Annotated in this window: 18 protein-coding genes and 3 pseudogenes; 13 read left to right on the forward strand and 8 right to left on the reverse strand. The window is 70.5% G+C overall.

The genetic code is table 11. The annotated features are described in order from the left end of the window. Position 1: 1 nt before the first annotated feature. Both ACQEVG_RS01875 and ACQEVG_RS01880 read right to left on the reverse strand, forming a co-directional pair. Positions 2-421, reverse strand: coding sequence for a pyridoxamine 5'-phosphate oxidase family protein (locus tag ACQEVG_RS01875; protein WP_432975953.1), 420 nt, complete (start codon positions 419-421; stop codon positions 2-4). A gap of 143 nt (positions 422-564) precedes the next feature. Beyond that, positions 565-1,161: a TetR/AcrR family transcriptional regulator gene (locus ACQEVG_RS01880; protein WP_432975956.1), complete on the reverse strand. Its 597-nt coding sequence runs from the start codon at positions 1,159-1,161 to the stop codon at positions 565-567. Positions 1,162-1,350: 189 nt separating this feature from the next. Between ACQEVG_RS01880 and ACQEVG_RS01885 the strand changes: the two genes are divergently transcribed. Together ACQEVG_RS01885 and ACQEVG_RS01890 are read left to right on the forward strand one after the other, a co-directional pair. Beyond that, a complete protein-coding gene (locus tag ACQEVG_RS01885; protein WP_432975959.1) occupies positions 1,351-2,316 on the forward strand; it encodes an alpha/beta hydrolase family protein in 966 nt (321 codons plus the stop codon). A gap of 6 nt (positions 2,317-2,322) precedes the next feature. Next, positions 2,323-2,439, forward strand: a pseudogene (locus ACQEVG_RS01890) (VOC family protein); the annotation flags it as partial. A 1-nt stretch (position 2,440) separates the two neighbouring features. Here ACQEVG_RS01890 and ACQEVG_RS01895 read toward each other — a convergent pair. From ACQEVG_RS01895 to ACQEVG_RS01905, 3 genes and pseudogenes are all read right to left on the reverse strand, one after another. Continuing rightward, positions 2,441-2,749, reverse strand: a pseudogene (locus tag ACQEVG_RS01895) (DUF6879 family protein); the annotation flags it as partial. Beyond that, positions 2,733-2,945: a hypothetical protein gene (locus ACQEVG_RS01900; protein WP_432975962.1), complete on the reverse strand. Its 213-nt coding sequence runs from the start codon at positions 2,943-2,945 to the stop codon at positions 2,733-2,735. The pseudogene ACQEVG_RS01895 and the gene ACQEVG_RS01900, both read right to left, overlap by 17 nt. Before the next feature lie 179 nt (positions 2,946-3,124). Then, positions 3,125-3,385, reverse strand: a pseudogene (locus tag ACQEVG_RS01905) (LysR family transcriptional regulator); the annotation flags it as partial. A gap of 175 nt (positions 3,386-3,560) precedes the next feature. Between ACQEVG_RS01905 and ACQEVG_RS01910 the strand changes: the two are divergent. The 9 genes from ACQEVG_RS01910 to ACQEVG_RS01950 all read left to right on the forward strand — a co-directional run bounded on the left by ACQEVG_RS01910 (position 3,561) and on the right by ACQEVG_RS01950 (position 14,631). Then, on the forward strand, positions 3,561-4,457 hold the full coding sequence (locus tag ACQEVG_RS01910; protein WP_432984947.1) for an EamA family transporter: 897 nt from the start codon (positions 3,561-3,563) through the stop codon (positions 4,455-4,457). Positions 4,458-4,534: 77 nt separating this feature from the next. Next, positions 4,535-5,323: a TIGR03084 family metal-binding protein gene (locus tag ACQEVG_RS01915; protein ID WP_432975965.1), complete on the forward strand. Its 789-nt coding sequence runs from the start codon at positions 4,535-4,537 to the stop codon at positions 5,321-5,323. Between the two features lie 2 nt (positions 5,324-5,325). Next, positions 5,326-6,999 carry an acyclic terpene utilization AtuA family protein gene (locus ACQEVG_RS01920; RefSeq protein ID WP_432975968.1) on the forward strand — a complete coding sequence of 558 codons (1,674 nt, stop codon included), beginning with the start codon at positions 5,326-5,328 and terminating at the stop codon, positions 6,997-6,999. Continuing rightward, on the forward strand, positions 6,996-8,594 hold the full coding sequence (locus ACQEVG_RS01925) for an acyl-CoA carboxylase subunit beta (RefSeq protein ID WP_432975971.1): 1,599 nt from the start codon (positions 6,996-6,998) through the stop codon (positions 8,592-8,594). Before ACQEVG_RS01920 ends, ACQEVG_RS01925 begins: the two co-directional genes overlap by 4 nt. Positions 8,595-8,604: 10 nt before the next feature. Continuing rightward, complete coding sequence (locus tag ACQEVG_RS01930; protein ID WP_432975974.1) at positions 8,605-10,509, forward strand: biotin carboxylase N-terminal domain-containing protein; 1,905 nt, start codon at positions 8,605-8,607, stop codon at positions 10,507-10,509. Then, positions 10,506-11,663 carry an acyl-CoA dehydrogenase family protein gene (locus ACQEVG_RS01935; RefSeq protein WP_432975977.1) on the forward strand — a complete coding sequence of 386 codons (1,158 nt, stop codon included), beginning with the start codon at positions 10,506-10,508 and terminating at the stop codon, positions 11,661-11,663. The genes ACQEVG_RS01930 and ACQEVG_RS01935 overlap by 4 nt, the downstream gene beginning before the upstream one ends. 42 nt (positions 11,664-11,705) lie before the next feature. After that, positions 11,706-13,307: a 4-coumarate--CoA ligase family protein gene (locus ACQEVG_RS01940; protein ID WP_432975980.1), complete on the forward strand. Its 1,602-nt coding sequence runs from the start codon at positions 11,706-11,708 to the stop codon at positions 13,305-13,307. Further along, on the forward strand, positions 13,304-14,038 hold the full coding sequence (locus tag ACQEVG_RS01945; protein ID WP_432975983.1) for an enoyl-CoA hydratase family protein: 735 nt from the start codon (positions 13,304-13,306) through the stop codon (positions 14,036-14,038). Before ACQEVG_RS01940 ends, ACQEVG_RS01945 begins: the two co-directional genes overlap by 4 nt. Continuing rightward, positions 14,026-14,631, forward strand: a complete 606-nt coding sequence (locus ACQEVG_RS01950) for a TetR/AcrR family transcriptional regulator (protein WP_432975986.1) — start codon at positions 14,026-14,028, stop codon at positions 14,629-14,631. The genes ACQEVG_RS01945 and ACQEVG_RS01950 overlap by 13 nt, the downstream gene beginning before the upstream one ends. Before the next feature lie 47 nt (positions 14,632-14,678). Here the strand turns inward: ACQEVG_RS01950 and ACQEVG_RS01955 are convergent, their stop codons facing one another. Continuing rightward, positions 14,679-15,788, reverse strand: a complete 1,110-nt coding sequence (locus tag ACQEVG_RS01955; RefSeq protein ID WP_432975989.1) for a citrate synthase 2 — start codon at positions 15,786-15,788, stop codon at positions 14,679-14,681. Positions 15,789-16,122: 334 nt separating this feature from the next. On the opposite strand from ACQEVG_RS01955, the gene pdxH reads away from it, so the two are divergent. After that, complete coding sequence (gene pdxH / locus ACQEVG_RS01960) at positions 16,123-16,746, forward strand: pyridoxamine 5'-phosphate oxidase (protein WP_432984950.1); 624 nt, start codon at positions 16,123-16,125, stop codon at positions 16,744-16,746. 229 nt (positions 16,747-16,975) lie between these two features. On the opposite strand, the gene ACQEVG_RS01965 is transcribed toward pdxH, so the two are convergent. Next, entirely contained in the window at positions 16,976-17,650 is a 675-nt protein-coding gene (locus tag ACQEVG_RS01965) for an RRXRR domain-containing protein (RefSeq protein ID WP_432984953.1), read from the reverse strand. 232 nt (positions 17,651-17,882) lie between these two features. Here ACQEVG_RS01965 and ACQEVG_RS01970 point away from each other — a divergent pair, with 232 nt between their 5' ends. Further along, entirely contained in the window at positions 17,883-19,277 is a 1,395-nt protein-coding gene (locus tag ACQEVG_RS01970; protein WP_432975992.1) for a PAS domain-containing protein, read from the forward strand. A gap of 65 nt (positions 19,278-19,342) precedes the next feature. Here the strand turns inward: ACQEVG_RS01970 and ACQEVG_RS01975 are convergent, their stop codons facing one another. After that, positions 19,343-20,098 carry an SIS domain-containing protein gene (locus ACQEVG_RS01975; protein WP_432975995.1) on the reverse strand — a complete coding sequence of 252 codons (756 nt, stop codon included), beginning with the start codon at positions 20,096-20,098 and terminating at the stop codon, positions 19,343-19,345. Positions 20,099-20,340: the final 242 nt, after the last annotated feature.

A 20,340-nucleotide genomic window follows, 5' to 3' on the forward strand; every position in this document is an offset into this window, starting at 1 on the left:
GTCACCCGAAGGTGAGTTCCTCGATCAACGGCGGGTCCTGGGTGAAGTCGCTGTACCGCACCCAGGCCGGCCGCACCCGGACATGCGTGATCCCGGGCCATGCGAGCCGGTCCCGGCCGTCGGGATACACGGCGAAGTAGGACGCGAGAAGGCGTTCGAGATCGGGGCCGGTGGGGAAGTCGGCGACGCCCTCGATCTGCGCGCTGATCGCGTCGTCCCAGCCGACGACGAGCGCGATACGGGGGTCGGCGTGGAGGTTGAGGCACTTGCGGGTCGTCTCGACGGTGTCGAAGACGATCTCCAACTCGTCACTGACGGCGAATCCGACGACGGCGGCCTGGGGGGCGCCGTCCGGGGCGACGGTCGCCTGGACGGCGAGCTTGTACCGGCGAAGGAACCACATGAGCTCGTCGCGCTTCATGAGCCCGGTCTACCACGGGGCATGTCCGGGGGCCCGCTGTCGGCTCCATGCGCGGGCCGGGCGCGTACTCGTTCAGCCCCCGGGCAGCCTGACGACACAACGCTGCCCGAACAGCCCCTCGCCATTCGGGCTCAGGGTCGACATCAGGATGACTGCGGCCGCTGTAGTCCCTGAAGGAGCAGTTCGACCAATCGGCGGGGGTCATAGCGAGGGTCGCTGTCACGTCCGATGCAGAGGTTGCCGATGCCACGCATCAGTTCGTAGGCCTGCGTACCGGGCCTGATTTCGCCGGCATTGACTGCGGCGTCGAGCAATTGCGTGCAGACGGGCACCAAGCGGTCGAGGAAGTAGGTGTGCAGCGCGTCGAAGCCGCTGCTGTCCGATTGCAGTGCGTTGGCGAGTCCGTGCTTCGTGACCAGGAAGTCAACGAAGAGGTCCGCCCACTGACGGAGTGCTGCGAGCGGAGAGTCGGCACTGACCAGCAGGCTCGGGCCGGCCTCGGCGCATGCCTCGACCTGGTGGCGGTAGACGGCGACGACGAGATCCGCCCGAGTCGGGAAGTTGCGGTAGATCGTCCCCATCCCGACTCCCGCTCTGGCCGCGATCTCACGGATTGGCGCATCGACGCCGGAGGTGACGAACACCGCAGCAGCGGCGGCAAGCAGCGTCTGCTGGTTGCGCAGCGCGTCGGCCCGCTTGCTTCGGGCCGGCACCTCCCCGGAGTGGCTTGCAGCAGGCACCACGCTCTTCCTTCCGACGGCCGCCGACTAAGCGGAACGCTGTTCCGTTTACAAGTGGAGCAGTGTTCCGTATATTAAGTGGAACGGCGCTCCGCTTTCAGCGTAGCTGAATCCGGACGTCCCCGACCGCCTCCCCACCGCCAGCCGCATGCGACCGGCGGCAGAGGCCATCGAAGGGAAAGGCCCATCATGAGTGCATCGCCCTACACATCCGACACCGTCAGCTCACCCACTCCCGTCCTCTCGGTCAGTCCAGTGGTGCTACCGGCTCCCGGCCGTGCTGTGGACCTTCAGGTGCGGGTCTCCGCCCCGGTGACCGGGAGCGACCTGCCGGTCATCCTCCTCTCCCACGGTCTCGGCTACTCGAACAATCTCTCCTCACTGAACGGCTACGCCCCCCTCGCCAACTTCTGGGCGGCACACGGCTTCGTCGTGATCCAGCCCACCCATCTGGACTCCAAGACGCTGAGCCGGACCCTGGATCCCGACACCCCCGCGGCTCCTCCGCACTGGCGATCACGAGCCGAGGACATGAAACGCATCCTCGACCAACTCGACGCGATCGAGGCCGCCGTCCCGCAGCTCCTCGGGCGCCTGGACCGAAGCAAGGTCGCCGTGGCCGGGCACTCGATGGGCGGACACACCGCGAGCTTGCTGCTGGGCGCCCGGCTCACCGATCCGCACGACGGAACGGAAGTGAACCTTGCCGAGCCCCGGATCAAGGCGGGTGTGCTGCTTGCCGCGCCCGGTCGAGGCGGCGATGCCCTCACCGAGTTCACGGTCGAGAACTACTCCTTCTTCATGACCACGGACTTCTCCAGGATGACGACCCCCTCGCTCGTGGTCGCCGGCGACAAGGACGACTCTGCGCACCTGACGGTTCGGGGCCCGGAGTGGCACACCGATCCCTACTTCCTCTCCCCGGGCCCCAAGTCCCTGCTCACCCTGTTTGACGCAGAGCACGGGCTCGGCGGGGTCTCTGGATACGACGTCGCCGAGACCACGGACGAGAACCTCGAGCGAGTGTCTGCGGTCCAGCGGCTCACCTGGGCCTACCTCCGCACCGAGCTCTACCCCGGGGATTCCGCTTGGCAGGCAGCGCGTGACGCGCTGACGGCCGGACCCAATCCGCTCGGACGAGTCGAATCCAAGTAAGCCAAAGAGGTCGCCCGGGGCCGGGTGCGGCTGTTCTTGTCGGAGCACAAGGACGATGCCCGCCCCGACACCTTGATCTACCTCCGCCTCCGTGATGTCGATGCCATCGCTGCTGAATTCGGTGGAGAACGCGGATGTCTTCCCCCGCTTCAATGTTGCCCGGAATACCCCACGCGAACTGGTAGCGCTGATAGTCGGTGAGGGGCTGCCGCACGATGCGTACGCGGCCGATGCTCCTGCCTGACGCGACGTAGTCGCGCACACGCTCGTGCCAGCGCGAATTGTGGTCAACGGGCTTTGCTTCACCTCTGAGGAAGCGGGCAAAGCTTTCGGCCTCCTGAGGCATGGTGTAAGTGGGCTGGGCCTCGAAACGCCACGCATCCAGCGCGAAGGAATCGAAGGTCCTCTTCCAGCTGTCACCATCCAAGTGCACGGACAGCCTCCCTCAGAATGTGCTCCGGAATCTCGACGAGACCTTCCCCGTCGGGCACGGCGAAGCCCGCATAGAGGTCCCCCTGGACCACGATGGAACCCCGGTCTGTGTGCCGATAGATGTTCGGGCAGTCGTCATCGTCGCAGTTGGGCCCGCTGAACGTGCCGGTGGGCCTGGTCAGTTGCTCTCGTGGCATGGCGCCCCCTTGTCTTCGGCCCCCGGTTCGGGACCGGCCGAAGCCGACGCTACGGAGTCTGTTTTCGCCCGTCCACGCCGACTTGAGGTTATTCCTGTTCCGGCATAGACGATCTTGAGGGGCAGGATGACCGGCCCCGCCGCCACGTCCGCGCTAGGCGTGTCCACCATGCCCCGCTAGCGCAGCCGGCCCGCGTCCAGCGCCTCGTCGAAGGCGGCGACCGCCGCGGCCGCCTTGGTGCGGAAGATCTCGCCCTCGGCGGTGAGGGCGAGATGATGGGTCGAACGGTCCACCAGCCGGGTGCCGAGGTGTTCCTCCAGCGCGGCCAGCGACCGGGAGACCGCGGGCTGGGTGAGGTGCAGCCGGGCCGCCGCCCTGGTCACGCTGGACTCCTCCGCGATGGCCAGGAAGCAGCGGAGGTGGCGTAGCTCGATGCTCATGCGCGTGGAGCATAACGGCAGCCCAGTCGGTATTTCACGCAGCGCTCGAAGACCCGTAGCGTGGAGGGCGGCCGAAAAGCATCCAGGGAGGTTTCCGGTGGACGAGCACCGCACCGCTGTCGTCGCCAACGAGCCGGAGGCCGCCGCTGCCCTGGACACGGTCGGCGCCCCAGCCCTGGACACGGCCGGCTCCGGCCCACGCCCCGCCACCCGCCACCGCCTCGGCCCCGTCGCCCTCGTCGTCGCCGGCGGGCTCTCCGTCCAGTTCGGCGCGGCCATCGCCGTACTGCTCATGCCCCGCGCCGGAGCCCTCGGCGTCGTCACCCTGCGGCTCGTCCTCGCCGCCCTCGTACTGCTCGTCGTCTGCCGGCCCACGCTCCGCGGGCACTCGCGCGCCGACTGGGGCACCGTCGTCGCCTTCGGCACCGTCATGGCCGCAATGAACATCCTCTTCTACCAGGCCGCCGACCGAATCCCGCTCGGCGCCGCGGTCACCTTCGAGGTCCTCGGCCCGCTCGTGCTCTCGGTGATCGTGTCGCGGCGGCTGGTCAACCTCGTCTGGGCGGGCCTCGCGCTCGGCGGCGTCGTCCTGCTCAGCGGCGGCGGCTTCGACCGGCTCGACCCGGTCGGCGCGCTCTTCGCGCTCTCCGCGGGCGCGATGTGGGCCGCGTACATCGTCTTCAGCGCCCGCACCGGACGGCGCTTCCCGCAGGCCGACGGGCTCGCGCTCGCGATGGGCGTCGGCGCCGTGCTGAGCCTGCCGTTCGGTATCGCGGAGGCCGGGGCCGAGCTGGTCGTGCCCGCCACGCTCGGGCTGGGGCTCGCCGTCGCGCTGATGTCGTCGGTACTGCCGTACACCCTGGAACTGCTCGCACTGCGCCGACTGCCCGCCCCGACCTTCGCCGTACTGATGAGCCTGGAGCCGGCTATCGCGGCGACGGCCGGATTCCTCGTGCTGCATCAAGCCCTTTCCGCGCTCGACGCGTTGGCGATCGCGCTGGTCATCGCCGCAAGCATGGGCGCCGTACGCACCCAGGTGGCCAGAAAGTCGCCAGAAGGGCATCAGATCTAAAGCAAGCATGCTTGCTTGTTTTCTGTCGCGCTGCCATGCTCCAGGGCACACAACGCCGTGTCCCGAGGGAGCGCACCGTGTCCGACCCCACCGTCGTACTCGACGACCTGCGCAGTGAGAGCGATCAACTCGACGAGTTGGTAAGGGAGTTGAGCGCGGAGGAGTGGGCAGGGCCGACCCCCGCCGAGCGCTGGAGCATCGCCCACCAGATCGCCCATCTCGCCTGGACCGACTCCGCCGCGCTGCTCGCCGTCACCGACGCCGACGCCTTCGCCGCCCAGGTCGAGAAGGCACTCGCCGCGCCCGACTCCTTCGTCGACGAGGGCGCCGAAGAGGGCGCGGCGCTGCCGCCGGCCCAGCTCCTCGCCCGCTGGCGCGACGGGCGCGAACAGTTGCAGCAGGCCCTGCGCGCCGCCCCGGCCGGTGCCCGTTTCCCCTGGTACGGGCCGCCGATGAGCGCCGCGTCCATGGCGACCGGGCGGCTGATGGAGACCTGGGCGCACGGCCAGGACATCGCGGACGCGCTCGGTGTCGTACGCGAACCCACCACGCGGCTGCGGCACGTCGCGTACATCGGGGTCCGGGCGCGGGACTACGCCTTCGGAGTACGGGGGCTGACGCCGCCCGCCGAGCCCTTCCGGGTCGAGCTGACCGCGCCGGACGGGACGCTCTGGGCGTACGGACCCGAGGGCGCCGCGCAGCGCGTGACCGGGCCCGCCCTCGACTTCTGTCTGCTGGTCACCCAGCGCGCACACCGCGCCGACCTCGCCGTACGGGCCGAGGGCGCCGACGCCGACCGGTGGCTGGACATCGCGCAGGCCTTCGCGGGCCCCGCGGGACCCGGCCGCACGCCGCGGGGAGCCTGAGGATGCTGCGTATCGCAAACGCCTCCGGGTTCTACGGCGACCGCTTCGACGCCCTGCGCGAGATGCTCACCGGTGGGCCCCTCGACGTACTCACCGGCGACTATCTCGCCGAGCTCACCATGCTCATCCTCGGCCGCGACCGGCTCAAGGACCCGCGCCTCGGCTACGCCAAGACCTTCCTCAGGCAGCTGGAGGACACCCTCGGCCTCGCCCACGAACGCGGCGTGAAGATCGTCGCCAACGCGGGGGGGCTCAACCCCGCCGGACTCGCCGACGCCGTCCGCGCGCTCGCCGAACGCGTCGGAGTGCCCGTCAAGGTCGCGCACGTCGAGGGTGACGACCTCGCGGCCCGTTTCCCCGGCGCTCTCACCGCCAACGCCTACCTCGGCGGTGCGGGCATCGCCGAGTGCCTGCGCGCCGGCGCCGATGTCGTCGTCACCGGCCGGGTCACCGATGCGGCGCTGGTGACCGGACCGGCGGTCGCCCGCTTCGGCTGGGGGCCGGCGGACTACGACCGGCTGGCGGGCGCCGTCGTCGCCGGACACGTCCTGGAGTGCGGCACCCAGGCCACCGGCGGCAACTACGCGTTCTTCAGCAGTCATGACGTACGCCGCCCCGGCTTCCCCCTCGCCGAGATCCACGCCGACGGCACCTGCGTCATCACCAAGCACGACGGCACCGGCGGGTTCGTCGACGTCGGCACGGTCACCGCGCAGCTGCTGTACGAGACCGGGGGCGCCCGGTACGCCGGACCGGATGTGACCACCCGCCTCGACACCGTACGGCTGACGCAGGACGGAGACGACCGGGTGCGGATCTCCGGCGTACGCGGTGAGGCCCCGCCGCCGACCCTGAAGGTCGGGCTCAACCGCATCGGCGGCTGGCGCAACGAGGTCGTCTTCGTACTGACGGGGCTCGACATCGAGGCCAAGGCCCGCCTCGTGCAGGACCAGCTGGAGGACGCCTTCGGCAAGCACCGCCCGGCCGAGGTGCGGTGGGAGCTGGCCCGCACCGAGCGGCCCGACGGCGACACCGAGGAGCGGGCCAGCGCCTATCTGCGGCTCGTCGTGCGCGACAGCGACCCGGACAAGGTCGGGCGGGTGGTGACCGGCGCGGCGGTCGAGCTCGCGCTCGGCAGCTACCCGGGCTTCCATGTCACCGCCCCGCCGGGGAAGGGCTCGCCGTACGGGGTCTTCGAGGCCGAGTACGTCGACGCGGCCGAGGTGACGCACACCGCCGTACTGCCCGACGGGCGGCAGATCGCGGTGCCGACCCCCGTACGCACGCAGGTGGTCGAGCCGCCGGACGGCGCCGGTGAACTGCCGCCGCGGCTGCCCGACGGGCCCCGGCATCCCGCACCCCTCGGCCTGATCGCCGGCGCCCGCAGCGGCGACAAGGGCGGCGACGCCAACGTCGGCGTCTGGGTCAGGTCCGACGACGCCTGGCGCTGGCTCGCCCACGAGCTGACCGTGGACCGTTTCCGCGCGCTGCTCCCGGAGACCGCCGAACTGCCCGTCGTACGCCATGTCCTGCCGAATCTGCGCGCCCTGAACTTCACGGTCGAGGGGATCCTCGGCCAGGGCGTGGCCGCGCAGGCCCGCTTCGATCCCCAGGCCAAGGCACTCGGCGAGTGGCTGCGCTGCCGGTACGTCGACATCCCGGAGGTACTGCTGTGACCGTGCTCGCGTCGTCGCTTGATCCCGGGGGACCGGAATACGCGGCCCACCGCGAGGCGATGCTCGACAGGCTCGCCGCCCTGGAGACCGAGCACGCCAAGGCGCTCGCGGGTGGCGGCGAGAAGTACGTCGCGCGGCACCGGGGACGCGGAAAGCTGCTGGCGCGCGAGCGGATCGAGCTGCTGCTCGACCCGGACACGCCCTTCCTGGAGCTGTCCCCGCTCGCCGCGTGGGGCAGCGACTGTCCGGTCGGCGCGTCGATGGTCACCGGCATCGGCGTCGTCGAGGGCGTCGAGTGCCTGATCACGGCCAACGACCCGACCGTGCGGGGCGGGGCGTCCAACCCCTGGACGCTGAAAAAGGCGCTGCGCGCCAACGAGATCGCGTACGCGAACCGGCTGCCGTGCATCTCGCTCGTCGAGTCCGGCGGGGCGGATCTGCCCTCCCAGAAGGAGATCTTCATCCCCGGCGGGGCGCTGTTCCGGGACCTCACCAGGCTGTCGGCGGCCGGGATTCCGACCATCGCGGTCGTGTTCGGGAACTCGACCGCCGGAGGCGCGTACGTCCCCGGCATGTCCGACCACACCGTCATGATCAAGGAGCGGTCGAAGGTCTTCCTCGGCGGGCCGCCGCTGGTGAAGATGGCGACGGGGGAGGAGAGCGACGACGAGTCGCTCGGCGGCGCGGAGATGCACGCGCGTACGTCGGGACTCGCCGACTACTTCGCGGTGGACGAGGCGGATGCGCTGCGGCAGGCGCGGCGCGTGGTCGCGCGCCTCAACTGGCGCAAGGCGCACGCAGAGCCGGGCCCGGCCGAGCCGCCCAAGTACGACGAGGAGGAGCTCCTCGGCATCGTGCCCGAGGACCTGAAGACCCCCTTCGACCCGCGCGAGGTGATCGCGCGGATCGTCGACGGCTCGGACTTCGACGAGTTCAAGCCGCTGTACGGGCCGAGCCTGGTGACTGGGTGGGCCTCGCTGCACGGGTATCCGGTCGGGGTGCTGGCCAATGCGCAGGGCGTCCTGTTCAGCGCGGAGTCGCAGAAGGCAGCGCAGTTCATCCAGCTCGCCAACCAGCGCGATGTGCCGCTGCTCTTTCTGCACAACACGACCGGCTACATGGTCGGCAGGGAGTACGAGCAGGGCGGCATCATCAAGCACGGCGCGATGATGATCAACGCGGTGTCGAACTCGCGCGTCCCGCACCTGTCCGTGCTGATGGGGGCCTCCTACGGAGCCGGGCACTACGGCATGTGCGGGCGGGCGTACGACCCCCGGTTCCTGTTCGCCTGGCCGAGTGCCAAGTCGGCGGTGATGGGGCCGCAGCAGCTGGCGGGCGTGCTGTCGATCGTGGCGCGGGCGTCGGCGGCCGCGAAGGGGCAGCCGTACGACGAGGAGGCGGACGCGGGGCTGCGGGCGATGGTGGAGCAGCAGATCGAGACGGAGTCACTGCCGATGTTCCTCTCGGGACGGCTGTACGACGACGGGGTCATCGATCCGCGCGACACCCGCACCGTCCTCGGCCTGTGTCTGTCGGCCATTCACACGGCCCCGGTCGAAGGCGCGCGCGGCGGCTTCGGCGTCTTCCGGATGTGAGGACTCTTCGATGATCTCTTCTGTACTTGTCGCCAACCGGGGCGAGATCGCCTGCCGGATCTTCCGTACCTGCCGTGAGCTGGGCATCGCGACGGTCGCGGTGTACTCGGACGCGGATGCGGCTGCCCTGCATGTACGGGAGGCGGACGCGGCGGTACGGCTGCCGGGGGCGGCGCCCGCGGACACGTATCTGCGGGGCGAGTTGATCGTGAAGGCGGCGCTCGCGGCGGGGGCGGACGCGGTGCATCCGGGGTACGGCTTCCTGTCGGAGAACGCGGAGTTCGCTCGGGCGGTGGCGGACGCCGGCCTGGTGTGGATCGGCCCGCCTCCTTCGTCCATCGAAGCGATGGCGTCCAAGACCCGGGCAAAGGAACTGATGGGCGGCGCGCCCCTCGACCCCGCGGCCCTGACCGAGGCCGACCTGCCGGTCCTGGTGAAGGCGGCGGCGGGGGGCGGGGGCCGGGGCATGCGCATCGTCCGCTCCCTGGCGTCCCTGGCCGGGGAGTTGGCGGCGGCCCGGTCCGAAGCGGCGTCGGCGTTCGGCGACGGCGAGGTGTTCCTGGAGCCGTACATAGAGAACGGCCGCCATGTCGAGGTCCAGATCCTGGCGGACGCGCACGGCACGGTCTGGGCGCTGGGCACCCGCGACTGTTCCCTGCAACGCCGCCACCAGAAGGTGATCGAGGAGGCACCGGCTCCGGGACTGAGCCCTGAACTCACCGAGACCCTGTACGCGATGGCGGTACGGGCGGCCCGGGCGACGGACTACCGGGGCGCGGGGACGGTGGAGTTCCTGGTCGTCGGCGACCAGGCCCACTTCCTGGAGATGAACACCCGGCTCCAGGTGGAACACCCGGTGACGGAAGCCGTGTTCGGCCTCGACCTGGTCGAGCTCCAACTGCGGGTGGCGGAGGGCGCGGCCCTGCCCGCGGAGCCGCCCAGGGCGCGGGGCCACGCGGTGGAGGCGAGGCTCTACGCGGAGGACCCGGGGAGCGGATGGACGCCGCAGACGGGGGTGCTGCACGCGCTGGACGTGCCGGGGGAAGCCCCTGGCCTGCGCGTCGATTCCGGGTATGCCGGTGGGGACTCCATCGGCGTGCACTACGACCCCGTGATCGCCAAGGTCATCGCCTGGGCCCCCACCCGGGAGCAGGCCGTGCGCCGGCTCGCGCATGCGTTGCGGCGGGCCCGCGTGCACGGGCCCGTCACCAATCGGGCACTGCTCGTACGGTCCCTGGAACATCCCGACTTCACCTCCGCGCGGCTCGACACCGGGTTCTACGAGCGGCACCTCGACGCGCTCACCGCGCCCGCCGGCGGGGAGCGGCACGCCGCGATTGCCGCCGCGCTCGCCGATGCCGCGCCAGGGCCCGGAGCTTGGCGGAACCTTCCCTCCCAGCCGCAGGTCAAGGCGTACGGCGAGCACGAGATCCGGTATCGCCCCACCCGGGGCGGCGGTTTCGAGCTCGTCGACGAGCCCGGCGTGCGTGTCGTCAGCGTGGCAGCCCATCGCGTCGCCCTCGAGATCGACGGAGTCGTACGGCCCTTCCACGTCACCGATCACGGCGACGGGCACATCCACGTCGACAGCCCCACCGGCGCGCACTCGCTCGTCGTGCGGCCCCGGTTCGCCGATCCGCAGGACCGCGACGAGCCCGGGTCCCTGCTCGCGCCCATGCCCGGGACCGTCATCCGCATCGGGGACGGGCTCGCCGAAGGGGCCCGGGTCACCCAGGGGCAGCCGCTCGTCTGGCTGGAGGCCATGAAGATGGAGCACCGCATCCTCTCGCCCGCCTCCGGCATCCTCACCGCGCTCCACGCCGTACCCGGCCGTCAGGTCGAGGTCGGCGCCCTGCTCGCCGTCGTCAACGAAGTAATGGCGGAAGCCACACAGGAGGAGGACACCGCGTCATGACCATCGAGAGCCAGGAACACACCGCACTGCGTGCCGCCGTCGCCGCGCTCGGGCAGCGCCACGGGCGGGGATACGAACGCGAACAGCTGTGGGCCGAGGCCGCCAAGCTCGGCTATCTCGGCGTCAACCTTCCCGAGGAGCACGGCGGCGGAGGCGGCGGTATGGCGGAACTCTCCATAGTCCTGGAGGAGTTGGGCGCCGCGGGGTGTCCCCTCCTCATGATGGTCGTCTCGCCCGCCATCTGCGGCACCGTCATCGCCCGCTTCGGCACGCAGCAGCAGAAGCGGCAGTGGCTCCCCGGCCTCGCCGACGGCAGCCTCACCATGGCCTTCGGCATCACCGAGCCCGACGCAGGGTCGAACTCCCACCGGATCACGACGACAGCGCGCAGGAAGGACGGCGGCTGGATCCTGAGCGGGCGCAAGGTCTTCATCTCCGGCGTCGACATCGCCGACGCCACCCTCATCGTCGGCCGCACCGAGGACGCGAGGACCGGCAGGCTCAAGCCGTGCCTGTTCATCGTCCCCCGCGACGCCGACGGCTTCGAGCGCTCGCAGATCGACATGGAACTGCACGCCCAGGAGAAGCAGTTCGAGCTCGTACTGGACGAGGTGCGCCTGCCCGACGACGCGCTCGTGGGTGGGGGTACCTCCCACGCCGAAGGCTGTGGGGGAGAGGACGCCGGGCTCCTCCAGCTTTTCGCCGGACTCAATCCCGAACGCATCATGACCGCCGCCTTCGGCATCGGGATGGGCCGCTACGCCCTGGCCAGGGCCATCGACTACGCGAAGACCCGCCAGGTCTGGGCAACACCCATCGGCGCGCACCAGGCCATCGCGCACCCTCTCGCCCAGGCCCACATCGAGCTCGAACTCGCCCGACTGATGATGCAGAAGGCTGCCGCCCTCTACGACGCCGGAGACGACATCGGTGCCGGCGAGGCCGCCAACATGGCCAAGTACGCGGCCGGCGAGGCCTGTGTGAAGGCCGTCGACCAGGCCGTGCACACCCTCGGCGGCAACGGCCTCACCCGTGAGTACGGCCTTGCGTCCCTGATCACCGCCGCCCGCGTCGCCCGGATCGCCCCGGTCAGCCGCGAGATGATCCTCAATTACGTATCCCACCAGTCCCTGGGTCTCCCCAAGTCGTACTGACAGAGGCGATTCTGGCCGTCCACACAGTGCGAGGGGGCCGACATGCCTGGAACCGTGTTCCGCAGCGAGTACGCAGATGTCCCCGCCGTCAGCGAGCCGATCCACGACGCCGTGCTCGGGCGGGCAGCCGCCGAGTACGGCGACACGATCGCCCTGATCGACGGCGTGAACGGCACCACCGTCACCTACCGCCAGCTCGACCTCTTCCACCGGCGCGTCGCCGCCTCGCTCGCCGACGCGGGCCTGCGCAAGGGCGATGTGCTGGCCCTGCACAGCCCCAACACCGTCGCGTATCCCTTCGTCTTCTACGGGGCGACCCGCGCCGGCGCGACCGTCACCACCGTCCATCCGCTCTCCACGGCGGAGGAGTTCGCCAAACAGCTCCGTGACTCCTCCGCCCGCTGGATCGTCACCGTCTCACCTCTCCTCGAAGTCGCCCGCCGGGCCGCCGAACTGGTCGGCGGCATCGAGGAGATCTTCGTCTGCGACCGGGCCGACGGGCATGCGAGCGTCCTCGACATGCTCGGCTCGACCGCGCCGGAGCCGGACATCGCCATCGACCCGGCCGAGGACATCGCCGCCCTGCCGTACTCCTCCGGCACCACCGGAGTGCCCAAGGGCGTGATGCTCACCCACCGATCCATCGCCACCAACCTCGCCCAGCTCTATCCGCTGATGCCGATGGGCCCCGGCGACCGCATCCTCGCCGTAATGCCGTTCTTCCACATCTACGGCCTCACCGCCCTGATGAACGCCCCGCTGCGCAACGGCGCCACCGTCGTCGTACTGCCCCGCTTCGAGCTCGACACCTTCCTCGGGGCGATCGAGAAGCACCGCATCAACGGTCTGTACGTCGCCCCGCCGATCGTCCTCGCGCTCGCCAAGCACCCCGCGGTCGCCGAGTACGATCTCGGCTCGCTGACCTACATCATCTGCTCGGCCGCTCCCCTGGACGCCACACTGGCAGCGGCCTGCTCCCGGCGGCTCGGACTCCCGCCCATCGGCCAGGCGTACGGCATGACCGAGCTGTCACCCGGCACGCATGTGGTGCCGCTGGCGGCCGGCAACCCGCCGCCCGGCACCGTCGGCAAGCTCATCGCCTCGACCGAGATGCGGCTCGTCTCCCTCGCCGACCCCGGCAAGGACGTCGGCGTCGGCGAGGAGGGCGAGATAGCGATCCGCGGACCGCAGGTGATGAAGGGCTACCTCGGCCGGCCCGAGGCCACCGCCGAGATGATCGACGCGGACGGCTGGGTGCACACCGGCGACGTCGGACGCGTCGACGGCGACGGCTGGCTCTTCGTCGTCGACCGGGTCAAGGAGCTCATCAAGTACAAGGGCTTCCAGGTCGCCCCCGCAGAGCTGGAGGCGCTGCTGCTCACCCACGAGGGCATCGCGGACGCGGCGGTGATCGGTGTGAACGACGCGGACGGGAACGAGATTCCCAAGGCGTACGTCGTACGGCAGCGGGACGCCGAAGAGCTGACCGAGGACGATGTGATTGCCTTCGTGGCGGAGCGGGTCGCGCCGTACAAGAAGATCCGCTGTGTCTCATTCACGGGCGTGGTTCCGCGCGCCGCCTCCGGAAAGATCCTCAGGCGTGAACTGCGGGACCGGGAGCCGACCAAGAGGGAGAACACATGACGCTTCTCGCCACCGCGCACGAGCGCGGCATCACCACCCTGACACTCGACTCGCCGGAGAACCGCAACGCCCTGTCGGCGCGGCTCGTCGGCGAGCTGGGGCGGGAGCTCGGGGAGTGCGCCAAGGACGAGTCCGTACGGGCCGTGGTGCTCACCCACACCGGCTCCACGTTCAGCGCGGGCGCCGATCTGAAGGCCCCGCCCAATCCGTACACCTTCGTCGCTCTGCTGCGGCAGATCGTCACGCTGCCGAAACCGGTGGTGGCACGCGTCGCCGGGCATGTACGGGCCGGCGGCCTCGGGCTGCTGGGCGCCTGCGACATCGCGGCCGCCGCCAGTGCCGCCGACTTCGCCTTCACGGAGGTGCGGATCGGGGTCGCGCCCGCCGTGATCTCGCTGCCGCTGCTGCCGCGGATGGACCCGCGCGCGGCCGAGCGCTACTACCTCACGGGGGAGCGCTTCGACGCGGCGGAGGCCGCTCGTACGGGACTGATCACGCTCGCCGCGGACGATGTGGACGCGGCGCTCGCGCCGGTGCTCGACGGGCTGCGCAGGGCGTCGCCGCAAGGGCTGGCCGCGTCGAAAGAGCTGCTCGCGGCTAGGGTGCTGGAGACCTTCGACCGCGACGCGGAGGATCTTGTACAGCGCTCGGCGTCGCTCTTCGCCTCCGCGGAGGCACGCGAGGGGATGACGTCTTTCCTCGAACGACGGGACCCCGCATGGGTGTTGTGACCTCCGCCGCCAAGGAGCCGAAGGCCAAGGAGCCCAAGCAGGACCGCAGCCGGGCCACCCGGCAGCGGCTGCTCGAAGCCGCGGTGGCCTGCCTGGCCGAACACGGCTGGGCGGGCTCGACGGTCTCGGTGGTCGCCGAGCGGGCCGGAGTCTCGCGGGGCGCGGCACAGCACCACTTCCCGACCCGGGAGGACCTGTTCACGGCGGCGGTCGAATACGTGGCGGAGGAGCGCTCGCAGGCCCTGCGGGCGCTCCCGACCCAGGACCGTACGGCGGTCGTCGCGGCCCTCGTCGACCTCTACACGGGGCCGCTGTTCCGGGCCGCGCTGCACCTTTGGGTGGCGGCCTCGAACGAGGAGCAGCTGCGCTCGCGCGTCACCGAGCTGGAGGCCAGGGTCGGCCGCGAGACCCATCGGATCGCGGTCCAGCTGCTGGAGGTGGACGAATCGCATCCCGGCGTACGCGAAACGGTCCAGGGGCTGCTCGACATGGCCCGCGGCCTGGGCCTCGCCAACCTCCTCACGGATGACGCCGCGCGCCGTCGCAGGGTGGTCGCGCAGTGGGCGGCACTGCTGGACGACGCGCTGGGCTGAGCCACGTGTGACCGCCGGACACCCGGTGGTCCGTCGCGCGGGGCTGCTCAGCCCGCGAGGTTCGTGATGTCCTGGTAGCCCGTGATCTCCCGCGGCTCCCGCGGCCCCGGCCCGATGTAGCGCGCGGACGGCCGCACCAGCCGTCCCGTGCGCTTCTGCTCCAGGATGTGCGCCGACCAGCCCGCCGTACGCGCGCAGGTGAACATCGACGTGAACATGTGCGCCGGGACCTCCGCGAAGTCCAGGATGATCGCCGCCCAGAACTCCACGTTCGTGGCGAGGACCCGGTCCGGTCGGCGGTTGTGCAGCTCATCGAGTGCCGCCCGCTCCAGTGCCTCCGCGACCTCGAAGCGCGGCGCGTCCAGCTCCTTGGCCGTGCGGCGCAGCACCCGCGCCCTCGGGTCCTCCGCGCGGTAGACCCGGTGCCCGAAGCCCATCAGCCGCTCGCCCTTGTCCAGTGCGTGCTTGACGTAGGCGGTCGCGTCCCCGGTCCGCTCGATCTCCTCGATCATGCCGAGGACGCGGGAGGGGGCGCCGCCGTGCAGCGGACCCGACATGGCCCCCACGGCGCCGGAGAGAGCGGCCGCGACATCAGCGCCCGTGGAGGCGATGACACGGGCGGTGAAGGTGGAGGCATTCATGCCGTGCTCGGCGGCCGAGGTCCAGTAGGCGTCGACGGCCTTCACATGCCGGGGGTCCGGCTCACCGCGCCAGCGGATCATGAACCGCTCGACGACGGACTGCGCCTTGTCGATCTCCTTCTGCGGGACCATCGGCAGACCCTGGCCGCGCGCACTCTGTGCCACGTACGAAAGGGCCATCACCGCGGCCCGCGCGAGATCGTCGCGAGCCTGCGCCTCGTCGATGTCCAGCAGCGGTTGCAGGCCCCACACCGGGGCGAGCATCGCCAGCGCCGACTGCACATCGACCCGGATGTCACCGGAGTGCACCGGGATCGGGAAGGGCTCGGCGGGCGGCAGCCCGGGATTGAACGCGCCGTCGACCAGCAGCCCCCACACATTCCCGAAGGACACATGGCCCACCAGGTCTTCGATGTCGACACCGCGGTAGCGGAGTGAGCCGCCCTCCTTGTCGGGTTCGGCGATCTCCGTTTCGAACGCGACGACTCCCTCGAGTCCAGGTACGAAGTCGGACATCAGGCGGCTCCTCAGATGCGTACGACAGGTGTGGGTCACTCACCCCGGTGATGCCCCGTGCGGCTGGTGGTCACCCAATCGCCGGGAGGCAGGCACGATATCCCCCGCTGTGTGGGGGCCACAGTGGCCCGACCCAAGATTTTGTCCGGTCCGGCTGATGCGGGGAAGCGTGACATCCGGCACACTGCGCCATTTCGGGCGGGAAGGATTAGCGGCACTCCGTGCCGGGCAAACTGGGCCGCTGAGGCAGGATGGCCCCGTGACCGACCATGCCGCCCCGCACCCGGATCTCGCTCCTGCCCACGACCCCGCGGTCTCGCACGACCCCGCGGTCATGCGTGAGCAGTACCGCTCGACCCCGCTCCTGGAGACGGACCTGGCTCCCGATCCCATGGACCAGTTCGCGCACTGGTTCAAGGACGCCGCGTCCGCCGGTCTGCACGAGCCGAACGCCATGATCGTCTCCACCGCCACTCCGGAGGGCCGCCCGTCGTCCCGCACCGTGCTGCTGAAGCAGTTCGACGCCCGTGGTTTCGTCTTCTACACGAACTACGCCTCCCGCAAGGGTCGGGAGCTGGACGCCAATCCCTATGCCTCGCTGCTCTTCCCCTGGCACCCGCTCGCCCGCCAGGTCATCATCAACGGCACCGTGGCCCGCATCGGCCGCGACGAGACGGTGGCGTACTTCCGCAGCCGTCCGCACGGCTCGCAGCTGGGCGCATGGGCGAGCGAGCAGTCGTCGGTGATCGGCTCGCGCGAGGATCTGCTGCGCAGATACGAGGAGCTGGCGACCCGCCACCCGGAGGGCGAGCAGGTCCCGGTGCCGCCGGAGTGGGGCGGCTACCGGGTCGAGGCGGAGACGGTGGAGTTCTGGCAGGGCCACGAGAACCGGCTGCACGACCGGCTGCGGTATGTCCGTACGGACGAGGGGTGGCGGGTCGAGCGGCTTGCTCCCTGAGCGGGCCCGGGAACGCAGACGACCCGTGGGCCTTGGTCCCTGCCGTGCGAGACGGAGGGAGCCGGCCGGACTTACCGGCGGCCCACGGGTCGGGTGACTGCTGGGAATTTCGGCAGGCGGCCTGCCGAGGTGCACAGAGTGCGACGGCAGGCCGTTAGCCCGCAGCCACCTCGCTTGTCCGGTAAGACATCACTTCCGAACCACCTCCTCTCTAAGCGTGAATCACACCTTAGGCACCCCGCGGGAAGCGGCTCAAGCGATTTTTAGTCACAGTCCTGCCGTCCTGTGCGGCCTCCTTCTTCGTGTCCGTGATCGTGATTCCGGTGCCTTTGGAGCCCGGGTCAATCCGAAGTTGTACTCCCTCCACTTCGGAATCGGCGCGGCTTCGGTCCTTGAGCCGGATGGTGAACGGCGCCTGCCGTGCGACGACGGCCCGGCCTTTGGTGAGTAGTTCGCGTGCTCGGGCTGGGTGGCACGGCATCAGGGGACGGCCGTCGTTCGCGAGAACGAACGCCCTGCTCGCGCCTGCTCCACCCTTGTACGTATTGCTGTGTGTCGGGACGTCACCGTCTCCGGTCTCTGCCTGTGCGGCGTGACGCCGACGGGGCCGGGTGCTGCGCCCGCCAGTCTCCCCTCGCCCATGTTCCCTGCCGGTGCCCCGCGCGGTGGCGGGCTGTCCGTGAGCCGTTTCGTCCCTGCTCCCGGGGTTGTCTGCTCCCACGGATTCCAGAGCAGGCTGCTGAGGAAGCACAGCCTGGTGGGTCTGCTCGCCTGCGGGAAACGTAGTCATCGAAGGGCACCTCCCTTTGATCAACTGATCTGGATGACTGGGGCTGTTCACTCGGCTCGCCTCCACCGAAGGAGGGAGCGGGAGCGAGTGATCTCCTTTCGCCGAGTGCGCCATGAGTGACGGTATCCACGGCGACCTCGTCGGCTGCCGGGAAGTCGTCCGATTCCGCTCGTATGTGTGATCGCACCGAAAATCCCGAACAAGTGAACGCCGTTGGTGTAGTCCAGTGTCGGCCGATTTCTGGAAGGCAACGATTTCCGCGAACCTGGTGTGTCCTGGGTCACGTTCCAGTTCAATGATCTGACGTGCATAAGCTCGCGCGGACGCGTCCTGCAGGGGGTCCAGGATGACTGCTTCCAAGAGTGAGACCACCAATGCGCTCGGGCCTGACGAGCCGGAGCGGGAGGGCGCGGGGTCCGAGGAGCCCGCGCCGGTGCCCGGGGCGGAGTTGCTTGCCGCGCTGCTGGACGGGATGGACGCGGCGCTCTGCGCGTTCGACGCCGATGGTGCGATCACGCACTGGAACCGCGAGGCCGAGCGGATTCTCGGCTGGTCGCCCGAAGAGGCCGTCGGACGACGGGGATTCGCCGGGTGGGCGGTGCGGACCGCCGATGCCGGGGAGGTGCAGGCGCGGCTGATGGCAGCGATGGATGCGCCGGGGCGGCAGGTCCACGAGTTCGCGCTGCTGCGCAAGGACGGCGGGCGGGTTCTCGTACGGACCCAGTCGGCGCGGGTGCTCGGTGCGGACGGCAACCCGACCGGGGTGTACTGCGCGTTCAGCGAGGTGCATGCGCAGATCGACCTGGAGCGGTCGATCGCGCTGAGCGAGGCGCTGTTCGAGGACGCGTCCTGGGGTGTCGTACTCGTCGATGTGGACCTGCGGCCGACCGTCGTCAACGGCCATGCGGCACGGGCGCTCGGCGCGGGGCGTGCGTCCCCGCTCGGGCGGCCGCTGGGTGAGCTGGTCGTCCAGGGCGTGGAGGAGCTGGAGGGCGCGCTCCACCATGTGCTGGCGGAGGGCGCGCCGCGAGGGCTCGCGGATATGTGGGTGACGCTGAGTACGTCCCAGGGAGAGCAACGGCGCTGCTGGCGCAGCGGCTTTCTGCGGCTGGCCTCACCGCTCGCGGAGGAGCCGGTGCCGCTGGGAGTGGGGTGGCTGTTCCACGACGTCACGGAGTCGAAGCTGGCCGGGCAGGAGGCGGACCGGCTGCGCTTCCGGTCGAGCCAGCTGCACCGGGCGGGGCGGGCGGCGGCGGAGTGCGAGGACCCGGTGGAGGCGGCGACGGCCTACCTCGACTTCGCGCTGGCGGGCTTCGCGGACCATGCGCTGATCGATCTGACGGACCGGGACGGGGAGCGGCTGATCCGCGCCGCTGCGACGCCGCGGGGTGCGCCGGGGCCGTGCATGCCGGTGGCGGGCGGCGGCATCCCGGTGCGCTACCCGCCGGGCCACCCGGCGCTCCAGTCGGCCGACCGCAACGGCTCCGTCCGCGCGAGTGCGCCGGCCGGTGGCGCGGCCGGGACGAAGGGTGACTGGGCGGCGGAGCGCCAGTGGCCGCGGGACGCTGTGCACGCGCTGTGCACGGTGCTCCGCAGCCGCGGCCGGACACTGGGCGTCCTCACCTTCCTCCGCGGGCATGGCCGCCCGGCGTTCGAACGGCCGGACGCGGTGTATGCGGAGAGCGTGGGGGTGCTTGTGGGGGCGGCGCTGGATCTGGCGCGGGAGGCACGGGGGGACTGAGCTGCCCCCCTTCCCTTCCCGGCACGCCCGAAGGCGTCCGGGATCCGGGGCTTGCCGGGCGGCGGCTAGTGATGGAAGAAGATCCGGTCCCCGTACTCGCTCATCACGCGGCTGTTCCACTCATGCCCGCCGTCCACATTCCCCGACCGCAGCAGCGGCGGCTCGATCCCCCGTTCCACCAGCTGTTCCGCCGCCGCGGCCATCGTCGCCTGCATCAGCGCGCTCGTGACGACGGTCGACGCGGGCGCGAACGGCGCCTCGATCCCCTCGTGGGTCAGCTCCGCGTCCCCGACCGCGATCTTCGAGTCCAGCACGATGTCGCAGTGGTCCTTGAGGAAGGTCCCGGACACATGCCGCGACCTGGTCCCTTCCGTGTACGCCACCGACGTCACCCCGATGACCTTCAGCCCGAGCGCCCGCGCGTTCATCGCCATCTCCACCGGCAGCGCGTTCCGCCCGGAGAGCGAGATGATCACCAGCACGTCGCCGGACTTCGCCGGGCTGGAGTCGAGTACCGCCCCTGCCAGCCCCTCCACCCGCTCCAGCGCGGAGCCGAGCGTGGCCGGCATGACGTCGACGCCGACGGCGCCGGGAACGGCGAGGAGGTTCATCAGGGCGAGGCCGCCCGCCCGGTAGACGACGTCCTGCGCGGCCAGCGAGGAGTGTCCGGCGCCGAAGGCGAAGAGGCGGCCGCCCGCCGCGACGGTGTCCGCGATCGCGAGTCCCGCGGCCGCGATGTTCGCCGCCTCTTCGTCCCGCGCACGCTGCAGCAGACCGATCGCGGCGTCGAAGAACTGACCGGCCAGCTTGCTCTCGCTCATCGCCGAGCCCTTTCGGGGGATGGGGAACACGGAGGGGTACCTGCGCATGGCGTATGGGTGCGCAGGGGTGGACCAGATGGACGGCAGCGGGAATACCGCGTGTCGCGGATCACGTTGCGGTCTGGACCATTGCCCTGTCAATACGGGCTCCCCGACGAGCCCTGAACATCTGGTCATCGAAGCGCATGCCCCGGCACGGCACGGTTGTCAGTGGGATGCGTCAGAATTGAGTCGGGGCCAGC

The sequence above is a fragment of the Streptomyces sp. CA-135486 genome (assembly GCF_050936555.1).
Classification (GTDB): Bacteria; Actinomycetota; Actinomycetes; order Streptomycetales; family Streptomycetaceae; genus Streptomyces.